The sequence below is a fragment of the Amycolatopsis sp. NPDC006125 genome (assembly GCF_040614195.1).
GTDB classification, from domain to species: Bacteria; Actinomycetota; Actinomycetes; order Mycobacteriales; family Pseudonocardiaceae; genus Amycolatopsis_E; species Amycolatopsis_E tucumanensis.
The window spans coordinates 1-24,586 of the sequence record NZ_JBEXTZ010000052.1; the positions used below are offsets into that span (position 1 = coordinate 1).

At 72.0% G+C, this 24,586-nt stretch carries 20 protein-coding genes; 14 read left to right on the forward strand and 6 right to left on the reverse strand.

The genetic code is table 11. The features are described 5' to 3' along the window. Nucleotides 1–160 precede the first annotated feature (160 nt). Nucleotides 161–835: an alpha/beta fold hydrolase gene (locus ABZ193_RS24910; protein WP_237338053.1), complete on the forward strand. Its 675-nt coding sequence runs from the start codon at nucleotides 161–163 to the stop codon at nucleotides 833–835. Nucleotides 836–1,003: 168 nt separating this feature from the next. After that, nucleotides 1,004–2,098, forward strand: a complete 1,095-nt coding sequence (locus tag ABZ193_RS24915; RefSeq protein ID WP_237338054.1) for an LCP family protein — start codon at nucleotides 1,004–1,006, stop codon at nucleotides 2,096–2,098. On the opposite strand, the gene ABZ193_RS24920 is transcribed toward ABZ193_RS24915, so the two are convergent. Then, the gene (locus tag ABZ193_RS24920; protein WP_354711652.1) at nucleotides 2,095–2,844 is read right to left on the reverse strand and encodes a hypothetical protein; all 750 of its coding nucleotides are present in this window, start codon (nucleotides 2,842–2,844) and stop codon (nucleotides 2,095–2,097) included. The two genes, ABZ193_RS24915 and ABZ193_RS24920, sit on opposite strands and share 4 nt — an antisense overlap. A gap of 60 nt (nucleotides 2,845–2,904) precedes the next feature. On the opposite strand from ABZ193_RS24920, the gene ABZ193_RS24925 reads away from it, so the two are divergent. From ABZ193_RS24925 to ABZ193_RS24935, 3 genes are all read left to right on the forward strand, one after another. Next, nucleotides 2,905–3,495, forward strand: a complete 591-nt coding sequence (locus ABZ193_RS24925; RefSeq protein ID WP_354711653.1) for a GNAT family N-acetyltransferase — start codon at nucleotides 2,905–2,907, stop codon at nucleotides 3,493–3,495. Nucleotides 3,496–4,091: 596 nt separating this feature from the next. Next, nucleotides 4,092–5,918, forward strand: coding sequence for an EAL domain-containing protein (locus tag ABZ193_RS24930; protein ID WP_354711654.1), 1,827 nt, complete (start codon nucleotides 4,092–4,094; stop codon nucleotides 5,916–5,918). Then, nucleotides 5,915–6,370 carry a peroxiredoxin gene (locus ABZ193_RS24935; RefSeq protein ID WP_237338049.1) on the forward strand — a complete coding sequence of 152 codons (456 nt, stop codon included), beginning with the start codon at nucleotides 5,915–5,917 and terminating at the stop codon, nucleotides 6,368–6,370. The genes ABZ193_RS24930 and ABZ193_RS24935 overlap by 4 nt, the downstream gene beginning before the upstream one ends. Before the next feature lie 508 nt (nucleotides 6,371–6,878). Here the strand turns inward: ABZ193_RS24935 and ABZ193_RS24940 are convergent. The 3 genes from ABZ193_RS24940 to ABZ193_RS24950 all read right to left on the reverse strand — a co-directional run bounded on the left by ABZ193_RS24940 (nucleotide 6,879) and on the right by ABZ193_RS24950 (nucleotide 12,274). Further along, complete coding sequence (locus tag ABZ193_RS24940) at nucleotides 6,879–8,324, reverse strand: cytochrome P450 (protein WP_354711655.1); 1,446 nt, start codon at nucleotides 8,322–8,324, stop codon at nucleotides 6,879–6,881. Nucleotides 8,325–8,408: 84 nt separating this feature from the next. After that, nucleotides 8,409–9,479, reverse strand: a complete 1,071-nt coding sequence (locus ABZ193_RS24945) for a ribonucleotide-diphosphate reductase subunit beta (RefSeq protein ID WP_237338047.1) — start codon at nucleotides 9,477–9,479, stop codon at nucleotides 8,409–8,411. Then, nucleotides 9,476–12,274 (reverse strand): ribonucleoside-diphosphate reductase subunit alpha, encoded by a 2,799-nt coding sequence (locus ABZ193_RS24950; RefSeq protein WP_354711656.1) that lies wholly within the window; start codon nucleotides 12,272–12,274, stop codon nucleotides 9,476–9,478. The genes ABZ193_RS24945 and ABZ193_RS24950 overlap by 4 nt, the downstream gene beginning before the upstream one ends. Nucleotides 12,275–12,551: 277 nt before the next feature. On the opposite strand from ABZ193_RS24950, the gene ABZ193_RS24955 reads away from it, so the two are divergent. The 8 genes from ABZ193_RS24955 (at nucleotide 12,552) to ABZ193_RS24990 (ending at nucleotide 21,849) form a co-directional block, all read left to right on the forward strand. Continuing rightward, on the forward strand, nucleotides 12,552–13,334 hold the full coding sequence (locus ABZ193_RS24955; protein WP_354711657.1) for a TIGR03084 family metal-binding protein: 783 nt from the start codon (nucleotides 12,552–12,554) through the stop codon (nucleotides 13,332–13,334). Beyond that, nucleotides 13,331–15,025 carry an acyclic terpene utilization AtuA family protein gene (locus ABZ193_RS24960; protein WP_354711658.1) on the forward strand — a complete coding sequence of 565 codons (1,695 nt, stop codon included), beginning with the start codon at nucleotides 13,331–13,333 and terminating at the stop codon, nucleotides 15,023–15,025. Before ABZ193_RS24955 ends, ABZ193_RS24960 begins: the two co-directional genes overlap by 4 nt. Next, complete coding sequence (locus tag ABZ193_RS24965; RefSeq protein WP_354711660.1) at nucleotides 15,022–16,170, forward strand: acyl-CoA dehydrogenase family protein; 1,149 nt, start codon at nucleotides 15,022–15,024, stop codon at nucleotides 16,168–16,170. The genes ABZ193_RS24960 and ABZ193_RS24965 overlap by 4 nt, the downstream gene beginning before the upstream one ends. Further along, entirely contained in the window at nucleotides 16,167–17,765 is a 1,599-nt protein-coding gene (locus tag ABZ193_RS24970; RefSeq protein WP_354711661.1) for a carboxyl transferase domain-containing protein, read from the forward strand. Before ABZ193_RS24965 ends, ABZ193_RS24970 begins: the two co-directional genes overlap by 4 nt. 5 nt (nucleotides 17,766–17,770) lie before the next feature. Then, entirely contained in the window at nucleotides 17,771–19,717 is a 1,947-nt protein-coding gene (locus tag ABZ193_RS24975; protein ID WP_354711662.1) for a biotin carboxylase N-terminal domain-containing protein, read from the forward strand. Further along, nucleotides 19,714–20,871 (forward strand): acyl-CoA dehydrogenase family protein, encoded by a 1,158-nt coding sequence (locus ABZ193_RS24980; protein ID WP_354711663.1) that lies wholly within the window; start codon nucleotides 19,714–19,716, stop codon nucleotides 20,869–20,871. The genes ABZ193_RS24975 and ABZ193_RS24980 overlap by 4 nt, the downstream gene beginning before the upstream one ends. Before the next feature lie 11 nt (nucleotides 20,872–20,882). Then, the gene (locus ABZ193_RS24985) at nucleotides 20,883–21,497 is read left to right on the forward strand and encodes a TetR/AcrR family transcriptional regulator (RefSeq protein ID WP_020416171.1); all 615 of its coding nucleotides are present in this window, start codon (nucleotides 20,883–20,885) and stop codon (nucleotides 21,495–21,497) included. 127 nt (nucleotides 21,498–21,624) lie between these two features. Beyond that, nucleotides 21,625–21,849: a hypothetical protein gene (locus ABZ193_RS24990; RefSeq protein ID WP_017982967.1), complete on the forward strand. Its 225-nt coding sequence runs from the start codon at nucleotides 21,625–21,627 to the stop codon at nucleotides 21,847–21,849. Between the two features lie 99 nt (nucleotides 21,850–21,948). Here the strand turns inward: ABZ193_RS24990 and ABZ193_RS24995 are convergent, their stop codons facing one another. Then, nucleotides 21,949–22,398 carry a MarR family transcriptional regulator gene (locus ABZ193_RS24995; RefSeq protein WP_020416170.1) on the reverse strand — a complete coding sequence of 150 codons (450 nt, stop codon included), beginning with the start codon at nucleotides 22,396–22,398 and terminating at the stop codon, nucleotides 21,949–21,951. Nucleotides 22,399–22,505: 107 nt separating this feature from the next. On the opposite strand from ABZ193_RS24995, the gene ABZ193_RS25000 reads away from it, so the two are divergent. Continuing rightward, nucleotides 22,506–23,153: a nitroreductase family protein gene (locus ABZ193_RS25000; RefSeq protein WP_027935566.1), complete on the forward strand. Its 648-nt coding sequence runs from the start codon at nucleotides 22,506–22,508 to the stop codon at nucleotides 23,151–23,153. A gap of 3 nt (nucleotides 23,154–23,156) precedes the next feature. Here ABZ193_RS25000 and ABZ193_RS25005 read toward each other — a convergent pair whose 3' ends face one another. Next, nucleotides 23,157–24,527: a cytosine permease gene (locus ABZ193_RS25005; RefSeq protein WP_354711664.1), complete on the reverse strand. Its 1,371-nt coding sequence runs from the start codon at nucleotides 24,525–24,527 to the stop codon at nucleotides 23,157–23,159. Nucleotides 24,528–24,586: the final 59 nt, after the last annotated feature.

Below are 24,586 nucleotides of genomic sequence, written 5' to 3' on the forward strand. Positions count from 1 at the left end.
CGCCGCCATCTGGCACAACCGCGCCACCGGCCAACCCACAACCCGATCCCTGATCGCCTACGACCACTAACCAAGATCGGAATTACTCATCTAGGCGGCGGACCACCCCGTGCGGGTGGTCGGCGGAAGAATCACCCCGGGCGTGGTGTTGGCTCCTGGTGTGAGTGATCCGGTGCTGACGACCTGGCGCGCCCGCGGGCCGGTGCGGGCGGTCGTGCTCGTCCTGCACGGGGGCGCCGAGAACGGCCTCAACGTGGTGCGGCCGTGGGGGCTGGCCTACCTGCGGATGGTGCCGTTGGCGCGGCAGATCCTGAGGGCGGGGGCGCCGCACGGGGTGGAGGTGCGGCTGCTGCGCAACCGCGTCCGGGGCTGGAACGACCCCGACCTGCACCCGGTGGCCGACGCGCGGTGGGCGCTGCGGCGGATCCGGGCCGAGCGGCCGGACGTGCCGGTGTTCCTCGCCGGGCACTCGATGGGCGGCCGGGTCGCGCTGCGGATCGCCGACGAGCCGGAAGTCCGGTCGGTGCTGGCGCTGGCGCCGTGGACCCCGATCGGCGAGCCGGTGGAACCGGTGACCGGCAAGACGGTCGTGATCGCCCACGGCACGCGCGACCGCATCACCCGGCCCGCGGAGTCCTTCGCCTACGCCGAGCGCGCCCAGGCAGTCGCCGAGCGTGTGGTGCGGATCGAGGTCATGTCCGAAGGGCACGCCATGCTGTACCGGCCGGGGGTGTGGAACCGGCTGGCCCGCGAGTTCGCCCTGGACGCCGCCGGTGTGGCCCCGCTCACGGTCTGGTCGGTGCGTCCCGACCAGCGGCTTCGCCTGCCCGGGTAGCGTTGCGCAACCCTTTCGGGGTGCTGCACGTCCTGATTCGAGACGTTTGAGGTTCACTAGGGGCGTCCTAGGGCCGGTCGATCGGGGAACGGTGATGGCGTGACGAACCAGGGCGGCTACCCGCCGCGCGTACCACCGCGCGGCCCGCGACAGCACCAGCCCGCGCAGATGATGCCGTTGCCCGGCCGCGAGGGCGCCTACCGCCAGCCGCCGCCGCGCCGCCCCGGACCGCCGCCCACGCGGGCCATGCCGTCCCGCGGCGACGTCCCGCCGCCCCCGCCGCCTGCCGCGCGCCGTCCGCGCCGCCGCCGGTTCGGCCCTGGCAAGGTGCTGCTGACGCTGCTGTCGGTGTTCGTGCTGTTCCTCGCCGGCGTGTGGGTGTACCTGGAGTTCTCGATCAACCGGGTCGCCGCGCTGGAGGACTACGAGGGCCGCCCCGCCGCCGGCGCGGGCACCAACTGGCTCATCGTCGGCTCGGACAGCCGCGAAGGCCTCACCGCCGAGGACGAGCAACGGCTGGTCACCGGCGACGTCAAGGCCGCAGGCGGCGGTCAGCGCACCGACACGATGATGATCGCGCACCTGCCGGACAACGACACCAAGCCGACGCTGGTCAGCCTGCCGCGCGACTCCGAAGTCGCCATCCCCGGCCACGGGACCAGCAAGATCAACGCGGCGTTCTCGATCGGCGGCGCGCCGCTGCTGGTCAAGACCGTCGAGCAGGCCACCGGGCTGCGCATCGACCACTACGCCGAGATCGGGTTCGGCGGGTTCGCCAACATCGTCGACGCGATCGGCGGCGTGGACATGTGCGTCGACAAGGAGATGCACGACACCGTCACCGGCATCACGATCCCGGCCGGCTGCCAGGAACTCGACGGCGCGCACGCGCTCGGGTTCGTGCGCATGCGGCACAGCGACGCGACCCCGCGGTCGGACCTGGACCGGGTGGAGAACCAGCGCAAGTTCATCGGCGCGCTGGTCAGCCAGATCTCCAGCCCCGGCACGCTGCTCAACCCGTTCGACGTGTTCCCGCTGCTGGGCGCCGCGCCGGACGCGCTGACCATGGACGAGGGCGACCACCTGCACAACCTGGTGGCTCTGGCGTGGGCGATGCGGGGCATCTCCTCGGACGGCGTGTTGTCCACGACGGTGCCGGTCACGTCCGGCTCGGCGGAGCACTGGGACAAGACGAAGTCGAAGCAGCTGTGGGAAGCGCTCCGCAACGACACGGTGGTGCCCGACAGCGCGATCATGACCTAGTCGCGCAGGAAGCCGCCGGGATCGGCCTTTCCGGCGGCCGACAGGCTCACCAGGATGTCGCTCAGCGTGAAGGTGCGCTCCAGTGCCTCGTGCAGGATCTTCAGCTGGGCCCGGATCTCCGCCAGCTGCTCGCGGGGCCGGTGCTCGGCCAGGTAGCGGGCGATCTCGGCGCGCGCCCGCGGCGTCAGCGGGTCCCGCAGGTCCAGCGCGCCGGGCGACTCAAGCGCTCCGGGCGACTCCATCGCGCCTTCCGGCCGGGAGAGCAAACCCGCCAGCCGCCCGACGGGATCGGTGACCGGGTCCGGGCCGGGGAAGAGCCCGAGTGCGCGCGGATCGGGCAGCGCCGGGCCGGCGAGGACCATCCGCAGGTGGTCGATGCGGCTGAACTTCTCCCACATCCCGTTCTTGAGCCGTCCGTACGCCTGCGGGTCGAGGGCGGCGAGGCAGCCGCCGAGACGGGTCATCTCGGAGTTCAGGCCACGCAGGTCCGACGCCTGCTGCCGGGCGGCGGCGTGCAGGCGGCGCACCCAGGAGGTCTGCGCGCGGACGTCCTCCTCGCTCATCGTGGCGGTGTTTTCCAGGAACCCCAGCAGGTAGTCGCCGTTGTCGGCGATCCGGTGCGCGCGCAGGTAGAGCACGAACAGTTCGGCGCCGAGCGCGTTCAGCTTGGCGTCCTTGCGGGCGGTCAGCGCCTTGGGCGTGATCGCGAGGACGGCGTCCAGGATCGCCCGGAAGAACTCCAGCATGCGTCGTGCATACCGGAAAAGTCCCGTGCGGGCCACGGCCGCGGCGGGGATGATCGGGGGATGCAGATCCCTGCGGAGACCCTCTCGGACGGGGTGATCCTGCTGCGCCGGTGGTGGGCCGGCGACGCCGAGCTCCTGCACCGCCTGGTCAACGAGTCCCTGGACCACCTCGCGCCGTGGATGCCGTGGGCGGTGGACGGCTACACCGAGCGCGACGCGCGGGAGTTCCTGACGCTCACCCGGGAAAGCTGGCTCGCCGCGGAGACCTTCGACTACGCGATCGTCGCGCCGGACGGGGCGGTCGCCGGCAGCTGCGGGCTGATGGCGCGCATCGGCCGCGGCGGGCTCGAAGTGGGCTACTGGCTGGCCAAGGCCTACACCGGCCGGGGCTGGGCCACCCGCGCGGCGCGCCTGCTGACCGACGAGGCGTTCCGGGTGGGCGCCAACCGCGTGGAGATCGTGCACGACGTCGCCAACCACCGCAGCGGCGCCGTCCCCGCCCGGCTCGGCTTCACCCGGCTCGACGAGCGCCCCACCCGGCTCCCCGGCGGGACGGCCGCCACCGGGCGGGTCGCGGTGTGGCGGAAGACCGCGCCCGGGGGATCGTCGCTGGGTGGTGCTTCGCGTGGGGCGGGGTGGGTGTGGGGTTGATCGCCGCGGGGTGGGTTGCCCTGTGGGGGAAGGCTGCGCCCGGGGGCGGTGTCGCGCGCGCGGCCGGGTGGCTGGTGGGCTGACTGCCGCGGGGTGGGGCATGGTGTGGCGGAAGGCTGCGCCCGGGGGCGTCGCTGGGCGGCGGCCGTGCGGGGGCGGGGTGGATGCGGGACTGCCGCGGGGTGCGGAAGGCTGCGCGGGGCCGAGCGCCGTGGAGCGGTTTGCGGTGTGGCGGCGGGCTGCGCCGGGGGATCGTCGCTGGGCGCCACCCGCGCGGCGCCGGGGTGGATGCGGCGCTGATCGCCACAGGGAGTTGCCTTGCCTGCGGCCGGGCGTCGCGGACGGTGGAGCAGAACCGGAGACCGCGGCGGGACGCGGTAGCCGAAAAACCACGAGCAGTGACGACATCTACACTGATCATCACACGTTCGGCCGGTAGACAAGTCTGTCCGGGCGTGATGGCGTGGCATGACTTCGGGGCGGATCCGGCCCGGAGTGGGCTTGTCGGCGCCCGGACCGGGCCTGACCAGGCCCTTGTCGTTCTCCGGAAGAGGTGGAGCGTGTCGGAACCTGGTGCCGCACCAGGGTTGGCGGACGTGGCCCGGCGCTGGGCCGCGCGGTTGGCTGACACGGACGGAGTATCGCTTCCCCCGGAAGAGCTCGAGCAGCTCCTGCACGACTTCGCGCGCACCGCGGTCGCCGAGGCCGAAGCGGCCCGCGACGCCGCCATGCGCCGCTTCACCACGCTCTACAGCAGCGCTCCCGTCGGCATCGCGATGGCCGACCCGGACGGCGTGATCGTCGAGGTCAACAAGGAGCTCGGCAAGTTCCTCGGGCACAAGCCGGACCGCCTGCGCGGCCGCCGCCTCGCCGAGCTGGGCTTCGACAACCGCGACTGCGAGAAGCTGGCCACCGGCCTGGCCGAGCTCGCCGAAACCGACCTGGACGAGTTCACCGACCGCGTCCGCCTCGCCCACGCCGACGACGCGGGCGTGTGGGCCGACATCGTCCTGACCCGCCTGCCCGGCGACCGGCCCGGCACCCTCTTCCCGGTGCTGATGGCCTCCGACGCCAACGAGGTCCACACGCTGCAGGAAACGCTGCGGCACCAGAGCATCCACGACTCGCTCACCGGCCTGTCCAACGCCTCCCGCTTCCGCACGCTGCTGGAGTCCGCGCTCAGCCCGTCCGCACGCGGTCAGGTCGCGTTGATCTACCTGGACCTCGACGGGTTCAAGGTGGTCAACGACGGGCTCGGCGCTGGTGTCGGCGACGCGGTGCTTCGCGGCGTGGCCACCAAGCTGAACGAAGCCTTCGCAGGCGAAGACGCGCTGGTGGCGCGGCTGTCCGGGGACGGGTTCGCGGTGCTGCTGCGCGGCGAGCTGACCACGTCGGGAGTGATCAGCCTCGTCGAGACCGCGCTGGAGGACCTCGCCGAGCCGATCTACATCGGCGAGCACGGCGTCGGGGTGAGCGCGAGCGCCGGGATCGTGGTGCGCGACGTGCGCGACGGTGGTGTCGAGGACATCGAGCGCGCGGCGGAGATCGCGTTGCACCGCGCCAAGGAGGCCGGCAAGGCGCAGTGGATGCTGTTCGACCCGGAGCTCGACGCGCGCGACCGCGCCCGCTACCGGCTGGGCGCGGAGATCGCCGGCGCGCTGGAGAACGGGCAGTTCGAGCTGATCTACCAGCCCACCGTGAAGCTGGCCAAGCCCGACGAGATCGCCGCGGTCAACGCCGGGTTGCGCTGGCACCACCCGGAGCTGGGTGAGCTGCCCGCCGAGGAGTTCTTCCCGCTGGCCGAGACGACCGGCATGACGATCCCGCTCGGCAAGTGGCTGCTGACCGAGTCGCTGCGGGCGACCGCGCGCTGGCGCGAACGCTACGGCGACGCCGCGCCGGACGTGTGTATCCGCCTGCCGAACAGGCTGGCGATCGAGCCGGACCTGGTGGCGCTGGTCAAGGAACAGCTGGACCGCAACGAGCTGCCGGCCAGGGCGCTGCGGTTGTGCACCGACAGCTCGTCGATCCTGGACCCGCGCGGCGAGGTGCTCGACTCGCTCACCGTGCTGGCCGACCTCGGCGCGAAGCTGGTGCTGACCGTGCAGGGCTCGGCCGATCTGGAGCTGATCCCGCAGCACCAGCTGTCGGTGCAGCACGTGATCCTGTCCGGGCCGGTCGTCGACGCGCTCGCCGACGGTGAGCCGGAGGTCGCGGCGCGGCACCTGGACCAGCTGGTGGCGCGGGCGCGTGAGCTGAAGCTGCGGATCGGCGCGGAGGGCGTGCGCAGCCACGAGCAGGCCGAGCGGCTGCGGCGGCACGGCGTGATCGCGGCCCGCGGGCCGTTCGTGGCGGACACCGCGACCGGCGACGAGGTCGACCAGCTCATCGAGCAGCACACCGACGCGGCGGTGAGCGGGTGAAGCCGGGGGACGTCGTCCCGGACTTCACGCTGCCGGACGAGCGCGGCGAGCCACGGTCGCTGAGCGGTTTCCTGGAGTCGGGGCCGGTGGTGCTGTTCTTCTACCCGGCGGCGATGACGCCGGGCTGCACCGCGGAGAGCTGCCACTTCCGGGACCTGGCGAAGGAGTTCGCCGAGGTCGGCGCGCAGCGGGTGGGGATCAGCCCGGACCCGGTGGCGCGGCAGCAGGAGTTCAGCGCGCGGCACGGCTTCGACTACCCGCTCCTGTCGGACGCCGAGGGCGAGGTCGCGACGCGGTTCGGCGTGCGGCGCTCGTTCGGCCCGCTGCTGACGAAGCGGCACACGTTCGTCATCGACACCGACCGGCGCCTGCTGGAAGTCGTCAAGAGCGAACTGAGGATGGCCGTGCACGCCGACAAGGCGCTGGAAGTGCTGCGGGCGCGCAGCCGCTAGCGGCGGCGGGCCGCGGGGCGGCCGCCGAGGACGGCGCGGCGGTGCGCGCGTGCGGCGGTGGTCCGGGAGGTCGCGGGGCGGCCGCCAAGGGCAGCGGCGGTGGACTGGCAGGCCGCCGGTGTGACCGCTGACCGCGGTCCCGCGCGGTTGTTCCGGGGGCGCCGCGTCGGCGCGACAGCCGGTTGGCGGCCGTGGCAAGGGTGCGCGGCTGCGGTCGGGAGGGCGGCCGCGCCGCGACTGCGGCGGTGGCCCCGGGCGGACCGTGGGGCAGCCGACGAGGGCGGCGCGGTGCCGGTGGCGCGGCAGGATGCCGGAGCGATCTTTGTGACCGCTGACCGCGGTCCCGCGCAGTTGTTTCGGGGCGCCGCGCCAGCGCGACAGTCGGTCGGCGGCCGCCGCAAGGGCGCGCAGCCGCTAGCGGCCCGCGCGCCCCGCGCTCACCGCAGCCGCTGACCACGGCCGCGCGCCCAGCGCTCACCGCAGCCGCTAGCGGCGGCGCGCCCCGCGCTCACCGCAGCCGTTGCAGCCGGACCGTCAACCCGTCCACCGGCACGGGCAGCGACACGTAGTCCCACTTGATGCGGTATCCCTCGGGCACCGACCAGCGGTACGTGCGCAGCATTTCGTGCATCAGGAGCTTCACCTCGTTGTTCCCGAAGTGCATCCCGATGCACTTGTGCGCCCCGCCGCCGAAGGGCATCCACGCGAACCGGTGCGACTTGTCCTCCCGCCTGCCCTCCGCGAACCGCTCGGGGTCGAACGCCCGCGGGTTCGTCCAGTGGTCCGGCGAGTAGTGGTTGGTGTTCGGCGAGACGCTGCACATCGTGCCTGCCGGGATGTAGTGGCCCAGCACCTCCGTGTCCTTCACCGTCTTGCGCGGCAGCGACGGCACCGGCGCCGTCAGCCGCAGCGCCTCCTTGATCACCAGGTCCAGCGTGGTCAGCTTCTCCAGTGCCGCGAGGTCCGGCAGTTCGTCACCCAGCGCCAGCGACTCCTCGCGCGCCCGTTCCTGCCACGAAGGGTGCTTCGCCAGGTGGTAGGCGACCGCGGAACTGGTGATCGTCGCCGTGTCGTGGGCCGCCATCATCAGGAAGATCATGTGGTTCACCACGTCGTCGTCGGTGAACTCGGCCCCGTCGTCGCCGCGCGCGTGACACAGCGCCGAGAACAGGTCCGCGCCCTCGCCGCGCCGCTTCGACGGCAGCTTCTCCGCGAAGTACCGCTCCAGCACCCGCCGCCCGTGCAGGCCCGCCGCCCACCGGCCGCCCGGCACCGGCACCCGCACCAGCGCCGTCGCCGCCCGGACCGTGCCCACGAACGCCCGGTTGATCGCGTCGGCGTCGGCGCCCGGCGGCATGTCCATGAACACCCGCGACGCGACGTCCAGCGTGAGCCGCTTCAGCAGCCAGTACAGCCGTGGCCGGTCGGCGCCAGCCCACGCCGCCACACCGGAGCGCAGGACCGGCGCCGCCTGCCGCATGTAGCCGGCGAGCTTGTGCCGCGTGAACGCCTCCTGCATGATCCGCCGGTGCAGGTGGTGCTCCTCGAAGTCCAGCAGCATCAGCCCGCGGTGGAAGAACCGCTCGATGAAGAACTGCCAGCCCTCCTGCGAGAACGCCTTGTCCTTGTTGACCAGCGCGGTCTGGGTGGCGTCCGGGCCGGCCAGCACGACGATCCGCTGCCCGAACGCCCCCATCCACGACACCGGCCCGTACTTCTCGAACCGGTGCAGGGCGAAGTCCAGCCCGAACCGCATCGACTCGATGGCGTGCCCGACGATCGGCGCCCCCGCGTCACCCACGATCGGGGACAGCCCGCTGCCCGCGGGTGGCGTGGCGAGCTCCCGCACCGGCCACCGCTGGTCCATCAGGCGGCGGTCGACGGCCCGGGGGAGGGGGATGGCGGTCAGGGGTGGAACACGTTCCCGGAACGCCCTGACGACGGCACTGGTCACGATCGCGCCTCCTTGCGACAACACGTGTGATCACACCGTCCCGCACCACCCCCCGCCCCGGCAAGGGTGAAATTTAGCGAGCGCTCAGTCCCAGGCGAGCGACCCGCCCGTCTGGTACTCGGTCACCCGCGTCTCGAAGAAGTTCTTCTCCTTCCGCAGGTCCATCGCCTCCGACATCCACGGGAACGGGTTCTCGTTCTCGCCGAAGATCGGGGCCAGCCCGAGCTGCTGGGCGCGCCGGTCGGTGATGAAGCGCAGGTACTGCTCGCACAGCGCCGCCGAGAGCCCGAGCATCCCGCGCGGCATCGTGTCCCGCGCGTAGGCGACCTCCAGCTCGCACGCCTCGGTGAGCATCTGCCGCACCTCGGCCTGGAACTCCGGCGACCACAGGTGCGGGTTCTCGATCTTGATCTGGTTGATGCAGTCGATGCCGAAGTTCAGGTGGATCGACTCGTCGCGCAGGATGTACTGGAACTGCTCGGCGATCCCCACCATTTTGTTGCGCCGCCCCAGCGACAGGATCTGCGCGAACCCGGTGTAGAACCACATGCCCTCGAACACCACGTAGAACGCCACCAGGTCACGCAGGAAGTCCTGGTCGGCGGCCGCCGTGCCGGTGGCGAAGTCCGGGTTCTCCAGGTTCCGGGTGTACTTCAGCGCCCACGCGTCCTTGTCGGTGATCGACGGGACCTCGCGGTAGGCGTTGAACAGCTCGCCCTCGTCCAGGCCCAGGCTCTCGCAGATGTACTGGAAGGTGTGCGTGTGCACGGCCTCCTCGAACGCCTGGCGCAGCAGGTACTGGCGGCACTCCGGGTTGGTGATCTGCCGGTACACCGCCAGCACCAGGTTGTTCGCCACCAGCGACTCGGCCGTGGCGAAGAACCCGAGGTTGCGCTTGACCATGCGCCGCTCGTCCTCGGTCAGCCCGTCCGGCGACTTCCACAGCGCGATGTCGGCCTGCATCGCCACCTCGGTGGGCATCCAGTGGTTCGTGCAGCCGGCCAGGTACTTCTCCCACGCCCAGTGGTACTTCAGCGGCAGCAACTGGTTGACGTCGGCGCGGGCGTTGATCATCGCCTTGTCGTCGACGCTGACCCGGTCCGCGCCGCGGCTGATCGCGCCCAGCCCGGTCTGGCCGGTTTCGGTGGTGTTCACTGGCAGGCCTCGCAGTCGGGGTCGTCGATCCGGCACGCGGCGAACTCGGGCTCCGGCACGGCAGCAGGCACGGCAGCCGGGACCGCGGCGGGCACGGCGTTGAGCTTGCCGTCCGTGCCGCGCAGGGTGCTCTTCTCCACGCTCGTGGCGGCCTTGGCGCGCAGGTAGTAGGTCGTCTTCAGGCCCTTGTGCCACGCGTACCGGTACAGCTCGTCGAGCTTGCGGCCGCTCGGCGCGGCGATGTAGAGGTTGAGCGACTGGGCCTGGTCGATCCACTTCTGCCGGCGCGACGCCGCGTCCACCAGCCAGCGGCTGTCGATCTCGAACGCGGTCGCGTAGAGCCGCTTCAGGTCCGCGGGCACCCGGTCGATCTGCGCCAGGCTGCCGTCGAAGTACTTCAGGTCGGCCACCATCGCCTCGTCCCACAGCCCGCGCTCCTTCAGCGCCGCGACCAGGTGCGGGTTGACCACGGTGAAGTCGCCGGACATGTTCGACTTGACGTAGAGGTTCTGGAACAGCGGCTCGATCGACTGCCCGACCCCGCAGATGTTGGAGATCGTCGCGGTCGGCGCGATCGCCATCACGTTGGAGTTGCGCATCCCGCCGCGCACCACCTCGCGCAGCGCGTCCCAGTCCAGAGTGGACGACGAGTCGACCTCCAGCGCGTCACCCTGGCGCGCCTCGGCCAGCAGCCGCAGCGAGTCCAGCGGCAGCACGCCCTGGCTCCACAGCGAGCCCTCGAACGTCTCGTAGGCGCCCCGCTCCCGGGCGAGCTGCGCGGACGCCGCGATCGCGTGGTAGCTCAGGTGCTCCATGCTGCGGTCGGCGAACTCCACCGCCTCCGGGCTGTCCACCGGCAGGCCGAGCGTGAACAACGCGTCCTGGTAGCCCATCAGCCCCAGCCCGACCGGGCGGTGCCGCAGGTTGGACCGGCGCGCCTCCGGGATCGTGTAGAAGTTGATGTCCACGACGTTGTCCAGCATCCGCACCGCGGTGCGCACGGTGCGCTCCAGCTTCGCGGTGTCCAGGCCGCCGTCGGTGACGTGGCGGGCCAGGTTGACCGAGCCGAGGTTGCACACCGCCACCTCGTCGGCGCTGGTGTTCAGCGTGATCTCGGTGCACAGGTTGGACGAGTGCACCACGCCCGCGTGCTGCTGCGGCGAGCGCAGGTTGCACGGGTCCTTGAAGGTGATCCACGGGTGCCCGGTCTCGAACAGCATGGTCAGCATCCGCCGCCACAGCTCGACCGCCCGCACCCGGCGGAACACGCGGATCTCGCCGCGGTCGGCCGCGGCCTCGTACTCGCGGTAGCGCTGGGCGAACGCGTTGCCGTAGAGGTCGTGCAGGTCCGGGGTCTCGTCGGGGGAGAACAGCGTCCACTGCGCGTCGGCCTCGACGCGGCGCAGGAACTCGTCGGGCACCCAGTTGGCGGTGTTCATGTCGTGGGTGCGGCGCCGGTCGTCGCCGGTGTTCTTGCGCAGGTCGAGGAACTCCTCGACGTCGATGTGCCAGGTCTCCAGGTACGCGCACGCCGCGCCCTTGCGCTTGCCGCCCTGGTTGACCGCGACCGCCGTGTCGTTGGCGATCTTCAGGAACGGCACCACGCCCTGGGACGTGCCGTTGGTGCCCTTGATGTGGGCGCCCAGGCCGCGCACCGGCGTCCAGTCGTTGCCCAGCCCGCCGGAGTACTTCGCCAGCAGCGCGTTGTTCTTGTAGGACTGGAAGATCGCGTCCAGGCTGTCCTCGACCGTGGTCAGGAAGCACGACGACAGCTGTGCCCGGGTGGTGCCGGAGTTGAACAGCGTCGGCGTGGAGGCCATGAAGTCGAAGCTGGACAGCAGGTCGTAGAACTCCACGGCGCGGGCCTCGCGGTCGTCCTCGCGCAGGGCCAGCCCCATCGCCACCCGCAGGAAGAACGCCTGCGGCAGCTCGAACCGGGTGCCCTGCTCATGCAGGAAGTACCGGTCGTAGAGGGTCTGCAGGCCGAGGAAGCCGAAGTCCAGGTCGCGCTCCGGGCGGATCGCGGCGGTGACCTTGTCCAGGTCGAAGCGGGCCAGTTCCGGGTCCACCAGCTCCAGCTCGATCGCGTGGCGCAGGTAGTCGCGGAAGTAGGCGGGGTAGTCCAGCTCGGCCTGCGACGCCTGGCGCGGCTCGCCCGCGAGGTGGCTCAGCGCCTCGCCGCGCAGCTTGTCCAGCAGCAGGCGGGCGGTGACGGCGGAGTAGTTCGGCTCCCGCTCGACCAGCGTGCGGGCGGCCATGATCAGCGCCAGGGCCAGCTCGTCGGCGCCGATCCCGTCGTAGAGGTTGCGCTCGGCCTCGGCCAGCACCGGCTCGGCCGCGACGTCCGCGATCCCGGCGACGGCCTCGCCGACGACGCGGGCGATGCGCTCGCGGTCCAGCGGGCGCAGCTCGCCGTCCGGGTGCGTGACCCGGATCGCCGCTGGTGGCGGCGTGGTTTCGCGGGCCTTGGCGTGCTCCTCGCGGTAGAGCACGTAGGCGCGGGCGACCTTGTGGTGGCCACCGCGCATCAGCGCCAGCTCCACCAGGTCCTGGATCTGCTCCAGGTGCACGGCGTCACCGGTGGCGTGGCGGCGCAGCGAGGCCTCGACCTGCGCGGTCAGCTCGGCCACGACGTGGTGGATCCGCGACGACGCGGCGGCCCCGTCGCCCTCGGCCGCGAGGAAGGCCTTGGTCAGCGCGACGGAGATCCGGCTCGCGTCGAACGGCGACGCCTCGCCGTCCCGGCGGATCACCCGCAGCGTGGCTGCCGGCGCCGGGGAGGTTTCCACAGACATGCATCACTCCGTTTTCGGGCGCGTTTCATCGGCACACCGGCCTGGGTGCCGGCGTGCTGGGGGTGGGCACGACTCGTACCGGACGGGCCCGCGCTCGCTTCCCCAGCCGTCGGACCCTGCCGGTGATCGAAGACTACATCTTGGGGTCGCTCTGTCCAGTCACCCCAAGATGCGGGCGTGTCGGCGTGGCGTGCTAGCCAAAACAATCAAGCGCGCTTGATTTTTCCGCGGGGTGGTGCCAGGCTCGGCGCGAGACGTGCGCGAGGAGGCGGATGGCGTGGCGGACCCCGGACCGATCCTGCGGGACCTGGCCGACGAGAGCCGGGAGCTCGACGACCTGGTGAGCGAGGCGAGGTGGTCGACCCCGACCCCGGCGAAGGGCTGGACGATCGCGCACCAGATCGCGCACCTGGCGTGGACCGACGCCAAGTCGCTGATCGCGGTGCGCACGCCGGACGAGTTCCCGGCCGAAGTGCAGCGGGCGCTGGCCGCGGGCGACGACTTCGTCGATCAGGGCGCGCGGGAACTGGCCGCGAAACCACGTGACGAACTGCTGGCGATGTGGCGGTCCGGGCGCGAAGAACTGGCCCGCGAACTGGCGCGCGTGCCGGACGGGCAGAAGCTGCCGTGGTACGGGCCGTCGATGAGCGCCGCGTCCATGGCGACCGCGCGGCTGATGGAGACCTGGGCGCACGCGCAGGACGTGTACGACGCGATCGGCCTGCGCCGCGAGCCCACACGGCGGCTGTGGCAGATCGCGCGATTCGGCGTGCGCACCCGGAACTTCGCGTTCTCGGTGCACGGACTCGCGCCGCCCGCCGAGGAGTTCCGCGTCGAGCTGTCCGGTGTGGACGGTGAAGAGTGGACGTTCGGCCCGGCGGACGCGGCGCAGCGCGTCACCGGGTCCGCGCTCGGGTTCTGCCTCGTCGTCACGCAGCGGCGGCACCCGGCCGACACCGACGTCGTCGCCATCGGTCCGGACGCCGAGAAGTGGCTGGAGATCGCGCAGGCCTTCGCCGGGCCGCCCGGCGCGGGCCGGAAGGCAGGGCAGTTCGCATGAGCGACGTGCTGCGCATCGGCAACGCCTCCGGGTTCTACGGCGACCGGTTCTCCGCCGTGCGCGAGATGCTCACCGGCGGCCCGCTGGACGTGCTGACCGGGGACTACCTCGCCGAGCTGACCATGCTGATCCTCGGCCGCGACCGGCTCAAGGACCCCGGCCGCGGCTACGCCAAGACCTTCCTGCGCCAGATGGCGGACAACCTCGCGCTGGCCAAGGAAAACGGCGTCAAGATCGTCACCAACGCGGGCGGCCTCAACCCGGCCGGACTGGCCGCTGCGATCCGCGAGCTGGCCGGGCAGCTGGGCCTGGACATCGCCGTGGCCCACGTCGAGGGCGACGACATGCTGTCCAGAGTGGACGAGCTGGGGCTCGGCAAACCGCTGACCGCCAACGCCTATCTCGGCGCGTGGGGCATCGCCGCGTGCCTGGAGCGCGGCGCGGACGTGGTCGTCACCGGCCGCGTCACCGACGCCTCGCTGGTCGTCGGCCCGGCCGCCGCGCACTTCGGGTGGGCGCGCGACGACTACGACGCACTCGCCGGGGCGGTCGCCGCCGGGCACGTCATCGAGTGCGGCGCCCAGGCCACCGGCGGCAACTACGCGTTCTTCACCGAACACGACACCGGCACCCCCGGCTTCCCGATCGCCGAGATCGCCGCCGACGGTTCCAGCGTGATCACCAAGCACCCGGGCACCGGGGGCGCGGTGACCGCGGGCACCGTCACCGCCCAGCTGCTGTACGAGATCGCCGGCGCCCGCTACGCCGGGCCGGACGTCACCGCGCGGTTCGACACGCTGACCCTGACCGAGGACGGCCCGGACCGGGTGCGCATCTCCGGCACCCGCGGCGAGGCGCCGCCGCCGACGCTCAAGGTCTGCCTGAACACCCTCGGCGGCTTCCGCAACGAGACCACGTTCGTGCTGACCGGACTGGACATCGAGGCCAAGGCGGCGCTGGTGCGCGACCAGCTCGAAGGCGCGCTGAAGGACCGGCCGCCCGCCGAGATCCGCTGGACGCTGGCCCGCACCGACCACGAGGACGCCGACACCGAGCAGCGCGCCAGCGCATTGCTGCACTGCGCGGTCAAGGACGCCGACCCGAAGGTGGCCGGGCGCGCGTTCAGCGGCGCGGCGATCGAACTGGCCCTGGCCAGCTACCCCGGCTTCCACGTCACCGCGCCGCCCTCGGACGCCTCGCCCTACGGCGTCTACACCGCCGCCTTCGTGGCCGCCGCCGAGGTGCCGCACGTGGCCGTGCTGCCGGACGGATCCCGGGTGGACATCGCACCCGCCACCGACACCCTGCCGCTGTCCGAAGTGGACGAGCCCGAGCTACCCGAACCACTGCCGGACGGGCCGGCCCGGCGCGTGCCGCTGGGCACGATCCTCGGCGCCCGCAGCGGCGACAAGGGCGGCGACGCCAACCTCGGCGTGTGGGCGCGCTCGGACGACGCGTGGCGCTGGCTCGCGCACCACCTGACCGTCGAGGAGTTCCAGCGGCTGCTGCCGGAGACCGCGGACCTCACCGTCCGCCGGCACGCGCTGCCCAACCTGCGTGCGCTCAACTTCGTCGTCGAAGGACTGCTCGGCCAGGGCGTCGCGGCGCAGGCCCGGTTCGACCCGCAGGCCAAGGCGCTCGGCGAGTGGCTGCGTGCCCGCCACGCCGACATCCCGGAGGTGCTGCTGTGACCGACCCGTTCGCCACGCCCGAGCGGACCGCGCTGCGCAAGACCGTGCGCCGGTTCGTGGAGGCCGAGGTGCTGCCGCACCTGGACGAGTGGGAGCGCGCCGGCGAGCTGCCGCGCGACCTGCACCGCAAGGCAGGCGAGATCGGCCTGCTCGGGGTGTCGTTCCCGGAGAGCGCGGGCGGCGGTGGCGGCGACTTCCTGGACGCCATGACGGTCACCGAGGAAATCCTCTACGCGGGCGGCTCGGGCGGGCTGATCGCGTCGCTGTTCACCAACGGCATCGCGCTGCCGCACATCGTCACCGCGGGCGATCCCGAGCAGATCGAACGCTGGGTGCGGCCGACCATCGAGGGCCGCCTCATCGGGTCGCTGGCGATCACCGAGCCCGACGGCGGGTCCGACGTCGCCGGCATCCGTACCACCGCTCGCCGGGAGGGCGACCACTACGTCGTCAACGGAGCCAAGACCTACATCACCTCCGGCACCCGCGCCGACTTCGTGACCACCGCGGTGCGCACCGGCGGCCCGGGCGCCCACGGCGTGTCGCTGCTGGTGATCGAGCGGGACACGCCGGGGTTCACGGTCAGCCGCAAGCTGGAGAAGATGGGCTGGCACTGCTCGGACACCGCGGAGTTGTCCTTCGCGGACGCCCGGGTGCCCGCGAAGAACCTGGTCGGTGAGGAGAACACCGGGTTCATCCAGATCGCGACCCACTTCGTCACCGAGCGGCTCTCACTCGCGGTGCAGGGCTACGCGACCGCCCAGCGCGCACTCGACCTCACGCTGGAGTGGTGCCGGCTGCGGGAGACGTTCGGACGTCCGCTGATCTCCCGGCAGCTGGTGCAGCACAAGCTCGTGGACATGGCCCGGCGGATCGACCTCGCCCGCGTCTACACGCGGCACGTCGCGCAGCGGTTCGTCGCCGGGGAAGAGGTCATCGCGGAGGCCTGCTTCGCGAAGAACACCGCGGTCGAGACGGCCGAGTGGGTGGTCAACGAGGCGGTCCAGCTGCACGGCGGCCTCGGCTACCTGCGGGAATCCGAAGTGGAACGGCACTACCGCGATGTCCGCATCCTCGGCATCGGCGGCGGCACCAACGAGATCCTGGCGGGTCTCGCGGCGAAACGATTGGGGTACACGGCTTGAGCGTGATCCGGTCCGGAGTGGACACAGGGAGCGCGGAGTTCGCGGCCAACCGGGAGGCGATGGCGGCCAAGCTCGCCGAACTCGAGGCCGAGCACGCGAAGGCGATCGCGGGCGGCGGCGAGAAGTACGTGGCGCGCCACCGCAAGCGCGGCAAGCTGCTCGCGCGCGAGCGGATCGAGCTGCTGATCGACGAGGACTCCCCGTTCCTCGAACTGTCACCGCTGGCCGCCTGGGGCACCGACTACACCGTGGGTGGCAGCGTGGTCAGCGGCATCGGCGTCGTGGAGGGCGTCGAGTGCATGATCGTCGCCAACGACCCGACCGTGAAGGGCGGCGCGAGCAACCCCGCCACGCTGAAGAAGAGCCTGCGGGCGGCCGAGATCGCGGCGGAGAACCGGCTGCCGACGATCAACCTGGTCGAGTCCGGCGGCGCGGACCTGCCCACCCAGAAGGAGATCTTCATCCCGGGCGGCCGCACCTTCCGCAACCTGACGAACTCCTCGGCCGAGCGCATCCCGACGATCGCGCTGGTGTTCGGCAACTCCACCGCGGGCGGCGCCTACCTGCCCGGCATGTCCGACTACGTGGTGATGGTGAAGGAACGCGCGAAGGTGTTCCTCGGCGGCCCGCCGCTGGTCAAGATGGCGACGGGGGAGGAGTCCGACGACGAGTCGCTGGGCGGCGCGGAGATGCACGCGCGCACCTCGGGCCTGGCCGACTACCTCGCGCACGACGAGCAGGACGCGATCCGCATCGGCCGCAGCATCGTCAAGCGGCTCAACTGGCACAAGCAGGGGCCGTCCCCGAAACCGGACTACGACGAGCCGCTGCTGGACGCCGAGGACCTGCTCGGCATCGTGCCCGCGGACCTGAAGGTTCCGTTCGACCCGCGCGAGGTGATCGCCCGCGTCGTCGACGGCTCCGACTTCGACGAGTTCAAACCGCTCTACGGCACCAGCCTCGTCACCGGATGGGCGAGCCTGCACGGCTACCCCATCGGGATCCTCGCCAACGCCCAGGGCGTGCTGTTCAGCGAGGAGTCGCAGAAGGCCACCCAGTTCATCCAGCTCGCCAACCAGACCGACACGCCACTGCTGTTCCTGCACAACACCACCGGCTACATGGTCGGCAAGGAGTACGAGCAGGGCGGCATCATCAAGCACGGCGCGATGATGATCAACGCGGTGTCCAACTCGAAGGTCCCGCACCTGTCCGTGCTGATGGGCGCGTCCTACGGCGCCGGGCACTACGGCATGTGCGGGCGGGCGTACGGGCCGCGGTTCCTGTTCGCCTGGCCCAGCGCGAAGTCCGCGGTGATGGGGCCGGCGCAGCTGGCCGGGGTGCTGTCGATCGTGGCCCGCCAGGCCGCGGCCGGGCGCGGCCAGCCCTACGACGAGGACGCCGACGCCGCGATGCGCGCGATGGTCGAGCAGCAGATCGAGGCCGAGTCGCTGCCGATGTTCCTGTCCGGCATGCTCTACGACGACGGCATCATCGACCCGCGGGACACCCGCACCGTGCTCGGGCTGTGCCTGTCCGCCATCCACAATGGACCGATCAGGGGCGCCGAGGGCTTCGGCGTCTTCCGGATGTGAGTGACGTGATCGACAACGTTCTGGTCGCCAACCGCGGGGAGATCGCCCGCCGCGTGTTCCGCACCTGCTCGGCGCTGGGGATCGCCCGGACGGCCGTGTTCTCCGACGCCGACGCCGCCTCACCGCACGTCGCCGAGGCGGACGCGGCGGTCCGGCTGCCCGGCAACACACCTTCGGAGACCTACCTGCGCGCGGACCTGCTGGTCGAGGCCGCGCGCTCGGCGGGCGCGGACGCCGTCCACCCCGGCTACGGGTTCCTGTCCGAGAACGCCGCGTTCGCGCGGGCGGTGATCGACGCCGGGCTGACCTGGATCGGCCCACCGCCGTCCGCGATCGAGACCATGGGCTCCAAAGTGGAGTCCAAGCGCCTGATGGACGCCGCCGGGGTCCCGGTGCTGTCCGAACTGGACCCGTCCGCGGTCACCGAGGACGATCTTCCCGTGCTGGTCAAGGCATCCGCCGGTGGCGGCGGACGCGGGATGCGCGTCGTGCGGTCGCTGGGCGAGCTGGCCGAGGCGGTGGCGAGCGCGAGCGCGGAAGCCGCGTCGGCGTTCGGCGACCCGACGGTGTTCTGCGAGCGGTACCTGGAGACCGGGCGGCACATCGAGGTGCAGGTGCTCGCCGACACCCACGGCACGGTGTGGGCGCTGGGGGAGCGGGAGTGCTCGATCCAGCGGCGGCACCAGAAGGTCGTCGAGGAGGCGCCTTCCCCGCTGGTCGACGACGCCATGCGGGCCGAGCTGTTCGACGCCGCGCGCAAAGCCGCGAAGGCGATCGACTACGTCGGCGCGGGCACCGTCGAGTTCCTCGCCACAGACGACGGGCGGTTCTACTTCCTGGAGATGAACACCCGCCTGCAGGTCGAGCACCCGGTCACCGAATGCGTCACCGGCCTGGACCTGGTGGCGCTGCAGATCCGGATCGCCGAGGGCGAGCGGCTGCCCGCCGAGCCGCCCGCGTCGCGGGGGCACGCGATCGAGGTGCGGCTGTACGCCGAAGACCCGGCCGCCGGGTGGCAGCCGCAGAGCGGCACGCTGCACCGGTTCGAGATCCCGGGCGTGGACACCGAGTTCGCCCTCGGCGGCGAGGCCGGGTTGCGGCTGGACGCGGGCGTGGTGGACGGCTCGGTGGTGGGCGTGCACTACGACCCGATGCTCGCCAAGGTGATCGCGTGGGCGCCGACGCGTGCCGAAGCGGCCCGGCGGCTGGCGCGGGCACTGTCCGGTGCCCGGATCCACGGGTTGCGCACCAACCGCGACCTGCTGGTCAACGTGCTGCGGCGCGAGGAGTTCCTGGCCGGCAAGACCGACACCGCTTTCCTGGACCGGCACGGGCTGGACGTCCTGTCCCGGCCCGCCGCGGACGCCGCCGGCGTGCGGTGGTCGGCGACCGCGGCGGCGCTGGCCGAGGCTGCCGCCAACCGGGCGTCGGCGCGAACCCTCGGCAGGCTGCCCGCCGGGTGGCGCAACGTCGCCTCCGCCCCGCTGCGCAAGCGCTACCTCGCCGGGGACACCGAGGTCGAGGTCGCCTACCGCCCCGGGCTGCGGCTGGACGACGCGGAGGTCGTCGAGGCCACCACGGACCGGGTGGTTCTCGACGTCGACGGCGTCCGGCGCGTGTTCCGCGTCGGCCGGTACCCCGGGCTGGTGTGCGTCGACTCCGCGCTCGGGGCCGTCGACCTCGCCCCGGTGCCGCGGTTCACCGACCCGGAGGCCGCGCTGGCCGCGGGGTCGCTGGTCGCGCCGATGCCGGGCACCGTGCTGCGGATCGCCGCCGCGGTCGGGGACACCGTCGCCGCCGGCGACCCCCTGATGTGGCTGGAAGCCATGAAGATGGAACACCGGATCACCGCGCCGGCCGACGGCGAGGTCACCGACCTGCCCGTATCGGTGGGGCAGCAGGTCGAACCCGGGACCGTTCTCGCCGTCGTCACGCCGAAGGAGCAAGCATGAGTTTCGTCGAGTCCGAAGAGCGGATCGCGCTGCGCAAGGCGGTCGGCGACCTGGCCCGCGCCTACGGGCACGAGTACTACGTGAAGGTCGCGCGCAGCGGTGGCCACACCAGCGATCTGTGGAACGAGGCCGGGCGGCTGGGCTACCTCGGTGTGTCGGTGCCCGAGGAGTACGGCGGCGGTGGCGCCGGGATCGGCGACCTCGCCGCGGTGTGCGAGGAGTTCTGCGCCGCGGGCACGCCGATGCTGCTGATGGTGGTGTCCCCGGCGATCTGCGCCACCGTGATCGCCCGATACGGCACCGACGAGCAGAAGCGTTCCTGGCTGCCGCGGTTCGCCACCGGCGAGGTGCGGATGTCCTTCGCCATCACCGAACCCGACGCCGGGTCCAATTCGCACCGTCTCAAGACGACGGCCCGGCGGGACGGCGCCGACTGGATCCTCAACGGGCGCAAAGTGTTCATCTCCGGCGTCGACGAGGCCGACGCGGTGCTCGTCGTCGGCCGCACCGAGGACGCCAAGACCGGCAAGCTCAAGCCCGCCCTGTTCATCGTGCCCACCGGCACGCCCGGGTTCGAGTACAAGCAGATCGAGATGGACCTCGTCTCGGCCGACAAGCAGTTCGGCCTGTTCCTCGACGACGTCCGGCTGCCCGCCGAGGCGCTCGTCGGGTCCGAGGACGCGGCGCTGGCGCAGCTGTTCGCCGGGCTCAACCCGGAGCGGATCATGGGCGCGTCGTTCTCCATCGGCATCGCCCGGTACGCGCTGGACAAGGGTGTGGCGTACGCGAAGGAGCGCAGCGTGTGGGGCGCGCCGATCGGCACCCACCAGGGCATCGCGCACCCGCTGGCGCAGGTCAAGATCGAGCTCGAGCTGGCCAAGCTGATGACCCAGAAGGCCGCCGCGCTGTACGACTCGGGCGACGACTTCGGGGCGGGCGAGGCCGCGAACATGGCCAAGTACGCCGGCGCCGAGGTCGCGATCAAGGCGGTCGACCAGGCGATCCAGACCCACGGCGGCAACGGCATGGCGTCCGAATACGGGCTGGGTACGCTGCTCGGGGCCGTCCGCGTCGGCCGGATCGCCCCGGTCAGCCGCGAGATGGTCCTCAACTTCGTCGCCCAGCACTCCCTCGGCTTGCCGAAGTCGTACTAGGAGGAAGATCCGTGCCGGAGCCCCGCCAGGAGCGCAGCCGGACCACTCGTCGCAAGCTCATCGAGGCAGCCGTGGACTGCATCGGCGAGGTCGGGTGGGCCGGCACCACCGTCGCGCTCATCGCGCAGCGCGCCGGGGTCTCGCGCGGGGCCGCCCAGCACCACTTCCCGACGCGGGAGGACCTGGTCACGGCCGCGGTCGAGTACGTCGGCGAGGTGCAGATCGCCGAGATGCGCCGCGGCGCCGAGGGGCTGCCGTCCGGGCGGTCCCGCATCGAACCGGTCGTCGACATGCTGCTCAACCTCTACACCGGCCCCATGTTCCGCGCCGCGCTGCACCTGTGGGTGGCGGCGTCCAGCGACGAGTCGTTGCGGACGGTGCTGGTGCCGTTGCAGGCCAAGGTCGGCCGGGAGGCGCACCGGCTCGCGGTCGACCTGCTCGGGGTGGACGAGGCGCAGCCGGGGGTGCGGGAGCTGGTGCAGTCGACCCTGGACCTGGCACGCGGGCTGGGCCTGGCGAACCTCCTCGCCGACGACACCTCCCGGCGGCGCCGGATCATCCGCCAATGGGCCCGGGTCCTCGGCCCAGCCCTGCCCGAGCCGGAAGTCACCGCGGTGGGTGGTTGACGGCGTGTCGCGGGACCGGTCGTTAACACTAATGGACCAGTGTGCGATAACAGAGGCAACAGCAGGTGACGACGCAAGGGGGTAGATCCCGGTGTCCGGTACAGGTGAAGAGTTGTCCCATCGGGCGATGGCGATGCTGCGAGCGGTGGCCCAGGGCCGCGCCGTGATGTCGTCGAGCGTCGAACCGGACCTTTTCATCGACGGAGTCGCCTGCTGCGACCAGATGGCCGCGCACGCCCTCGCCCACGGCGGCTACATCCGCCCGGACGGCGACGGGGAGCGCTTGGTGCCCGCGGTGCTCACCGAGGCAGGCCGGGCCGTGCTGGCGCCCGCCGTCGGCCACGTCGCCTGACCCGAGCCACGAGTGAGCGCCGCCGGGGCGCCTTGGTGCGCTCCGGCGGCTCAGCACCGTCGCCGTTCAGCGCCCAGTCGTGCGTGATCGGCGCGGTGGTCAATCCGCGGTCAGCAGCTTCCCGAGCAGCGCCGCGAGCTGATCGCGTTCCCGCGCGGACAACGCCGCGAACGTCCGGTCCAGGAACCCGGGCGTCGCCGCCTCGGCCTGCTCCAGCGCCTCGCGCCCGGCGGGGGTGATCGTCACCGCGTACGCCCGCCGGTCCCGCGGATCCCGCTCCCGCCGGACGTAGCCGGCCTTCTCCAGGTCGTCGGCGATGCCGACCATCACGCTGCGGTCGATCCGCAGCTCCTCGCTCAGCACCTGCTGCGAACACGGCCCCGCCGCCGCGAGCATCTTCAGCACCAGGTGCTGCCCGACCCCCAGCCCCTGCTCGCCCGCGGCCTTCTCCGCCGCCCGGGCAACCGACGCCGACGCCCGGCACAGCGCGATGTCGAGCCGTTCCGCCGCGAGCCGCGGGAAGTAGGACTCCTCTGATCTGGCCGCCACGACGCGGAGACTACCACGAATCGTCTGCTCGCCAATTGTTTGACAGCAGATCAATCGCAACCGTATGGTCGCAAACAATCTGCTTACAGATGATCTGGGAGACGCCGATGACGCTCGATCTGACCGCCGACGAGGTCCTGTCCACCACTCGCGCCGTGCGCAAGCGCCTCGACTTCACCCGGCCCGTGCCGCGGCGCCTCATCGAGGAGTGCGTCGACCTCGCCACCCAGGCCCCGACCGGACGCAACCGCCAGCGCTGGCACTTCCTGGTCGTCACCGGGAAGGCCGAGCGCGCCGCGGTGGCCGGCATCTTCCGGCGCGCGGTCCAGCTGGCGAGCGGGCGGCCGCTCACCGACAAGGATCTGCGCCGCATGACTGCCCATCCCGGGTCGATGCGGCGCATCGGCGAGGGCGCCCAGTACCTCTACGACAACATCCACCGGGTGCCGGCCTTCGTGATCCCGGCCGTCGAGGGCCGCACCGACCACGCGCCGGTGCTGGACCAGGCGATGACGTGGGGCTCGATCCTGCCCGCCGTCTGGAGCTTCATGCTCGCCGCGCGCAACCGCGGCCTCGGAACGGTCTGGACCACCGCGCACGCGCCGCTGGAGAAGGAACTCGCCGCCACCCTCGGCGTGCCGCACGACGAGGTCATGCTGGCCGCGCTCGTGCCGCTCGCCTTCACCCTCGGCACCGAATTCCGGCCCGCGCCGCGCATCGACCGGCGCGAGGTCCTGCACTGGGACCGCTGGTGAGCCTCAGCTCCGCGCCCAGCGGCGCCCCACCACCGCGTACAACGCGGCCGCCAGCGCGAACCCGACGAAGCACGTCACGTCGCCCACCTCCGGCACCGCCCGCGGCACCGGGCCGGCGTACAGCGTCTGGTTCGCGAACAAGCCGATCGACGCCACCGCCGCCACCAGGAACGACACCAGCCCCTGCCAGCCCCACCGCCCGGTGTCCGGCAGCAGGCCCGCCAGCCCGCCCTGCCCGCGCCGCATCAGCTGGTCGGCGAACACCACGCCCAGCCACGGGCTCACCCAGTACGCGATCACCAGCAGGAAGTGCTCGTAGGCCGTCCCCGCGTCGGCGAGCCCGAGCCACGCCAGCACGAACCCGACGACCCCGAACGCGACCGCCACCACCGCCCGCCGCCACGCGAGCGGCAGCTCCACGCCCAGCGTGAGGAACGCGAGCGCTCCGGAGTAGACGTTCAGCGCGTTCGCGGCCACCGCTCCGAGCGCGATCGCCAGCAACGTCAGCGCGGACAACCACCCCGGCATGTGCCCGGTGAACGCCGCCGTCGGGCTGCCGTCCCCGCCGCCCAGCGTGGCCGACGCCGCACCCGTCGCCATCAGCACTGTCGTCGACACGAACAGGCCGCCGCCCGCGGCCCAGCCGACCGCCCGGCCGCTCACCGACTCCGGCAGGTACCGCGTGTAGTCCGCCGCGTAGGGGTTCCAGCCCGCGGTGTACCCGAACGCCGCCCCGACCGTCAGCAGGAACCCGCCCAGCCCGCCGGTCCCGCCGACCGCGCCCGGCGACGCCTGCGCGAACGTGACCACCGCCCCGATCGCGAACACCACCGCCAGCACCCCGAAGATCCAGCGCTCGTAGGCCTGCACCAGGTTGTGCCCGAAGAACGCGATCCCGATCTGCAGCACCACCACGATCACCAGGCACAGCAGCACCGGCATCCCGGTCAGCGTGTTCAGCGCGAACGCCCCGCTGACGCTGTTGACCGCGAACCAGCCGATCCCCGCCGTCACCGACATCAACGCGGCAGGCACCGCGTTGCCGCGGTAGCCGAACGCCAGGCGACTCAACACCATCTGCGGCACCCCGAACCGCGGCCCGCGCGCCGACAGCACGCCGTGCGACACCGCGCCCACCCCGTTGCCGATCGCCACCGCGATCACCGCCTGCGCGAAGCTCAGCCCGAACGCCGACACCGCCAGCACACCGACGAAGATCGTGGCGAACTCCAGGTTGGGCGAGGCCCAGGTCCAGAACAGCTGCCGCGGCCTGCCGTGCCGCTCCGCCGCGGGCACCGGCTCGACACCGCCCGGTTCGACCGCGACGACTTTTTCGCCGTATTCGCCCGTTTTTCGCCCTGTCGTGGTCGCCATGGCAGCACCGTAGGCAGTCGATGTTGCGTCCGTGTTGCACCATCGGGTGAACGGCGGAA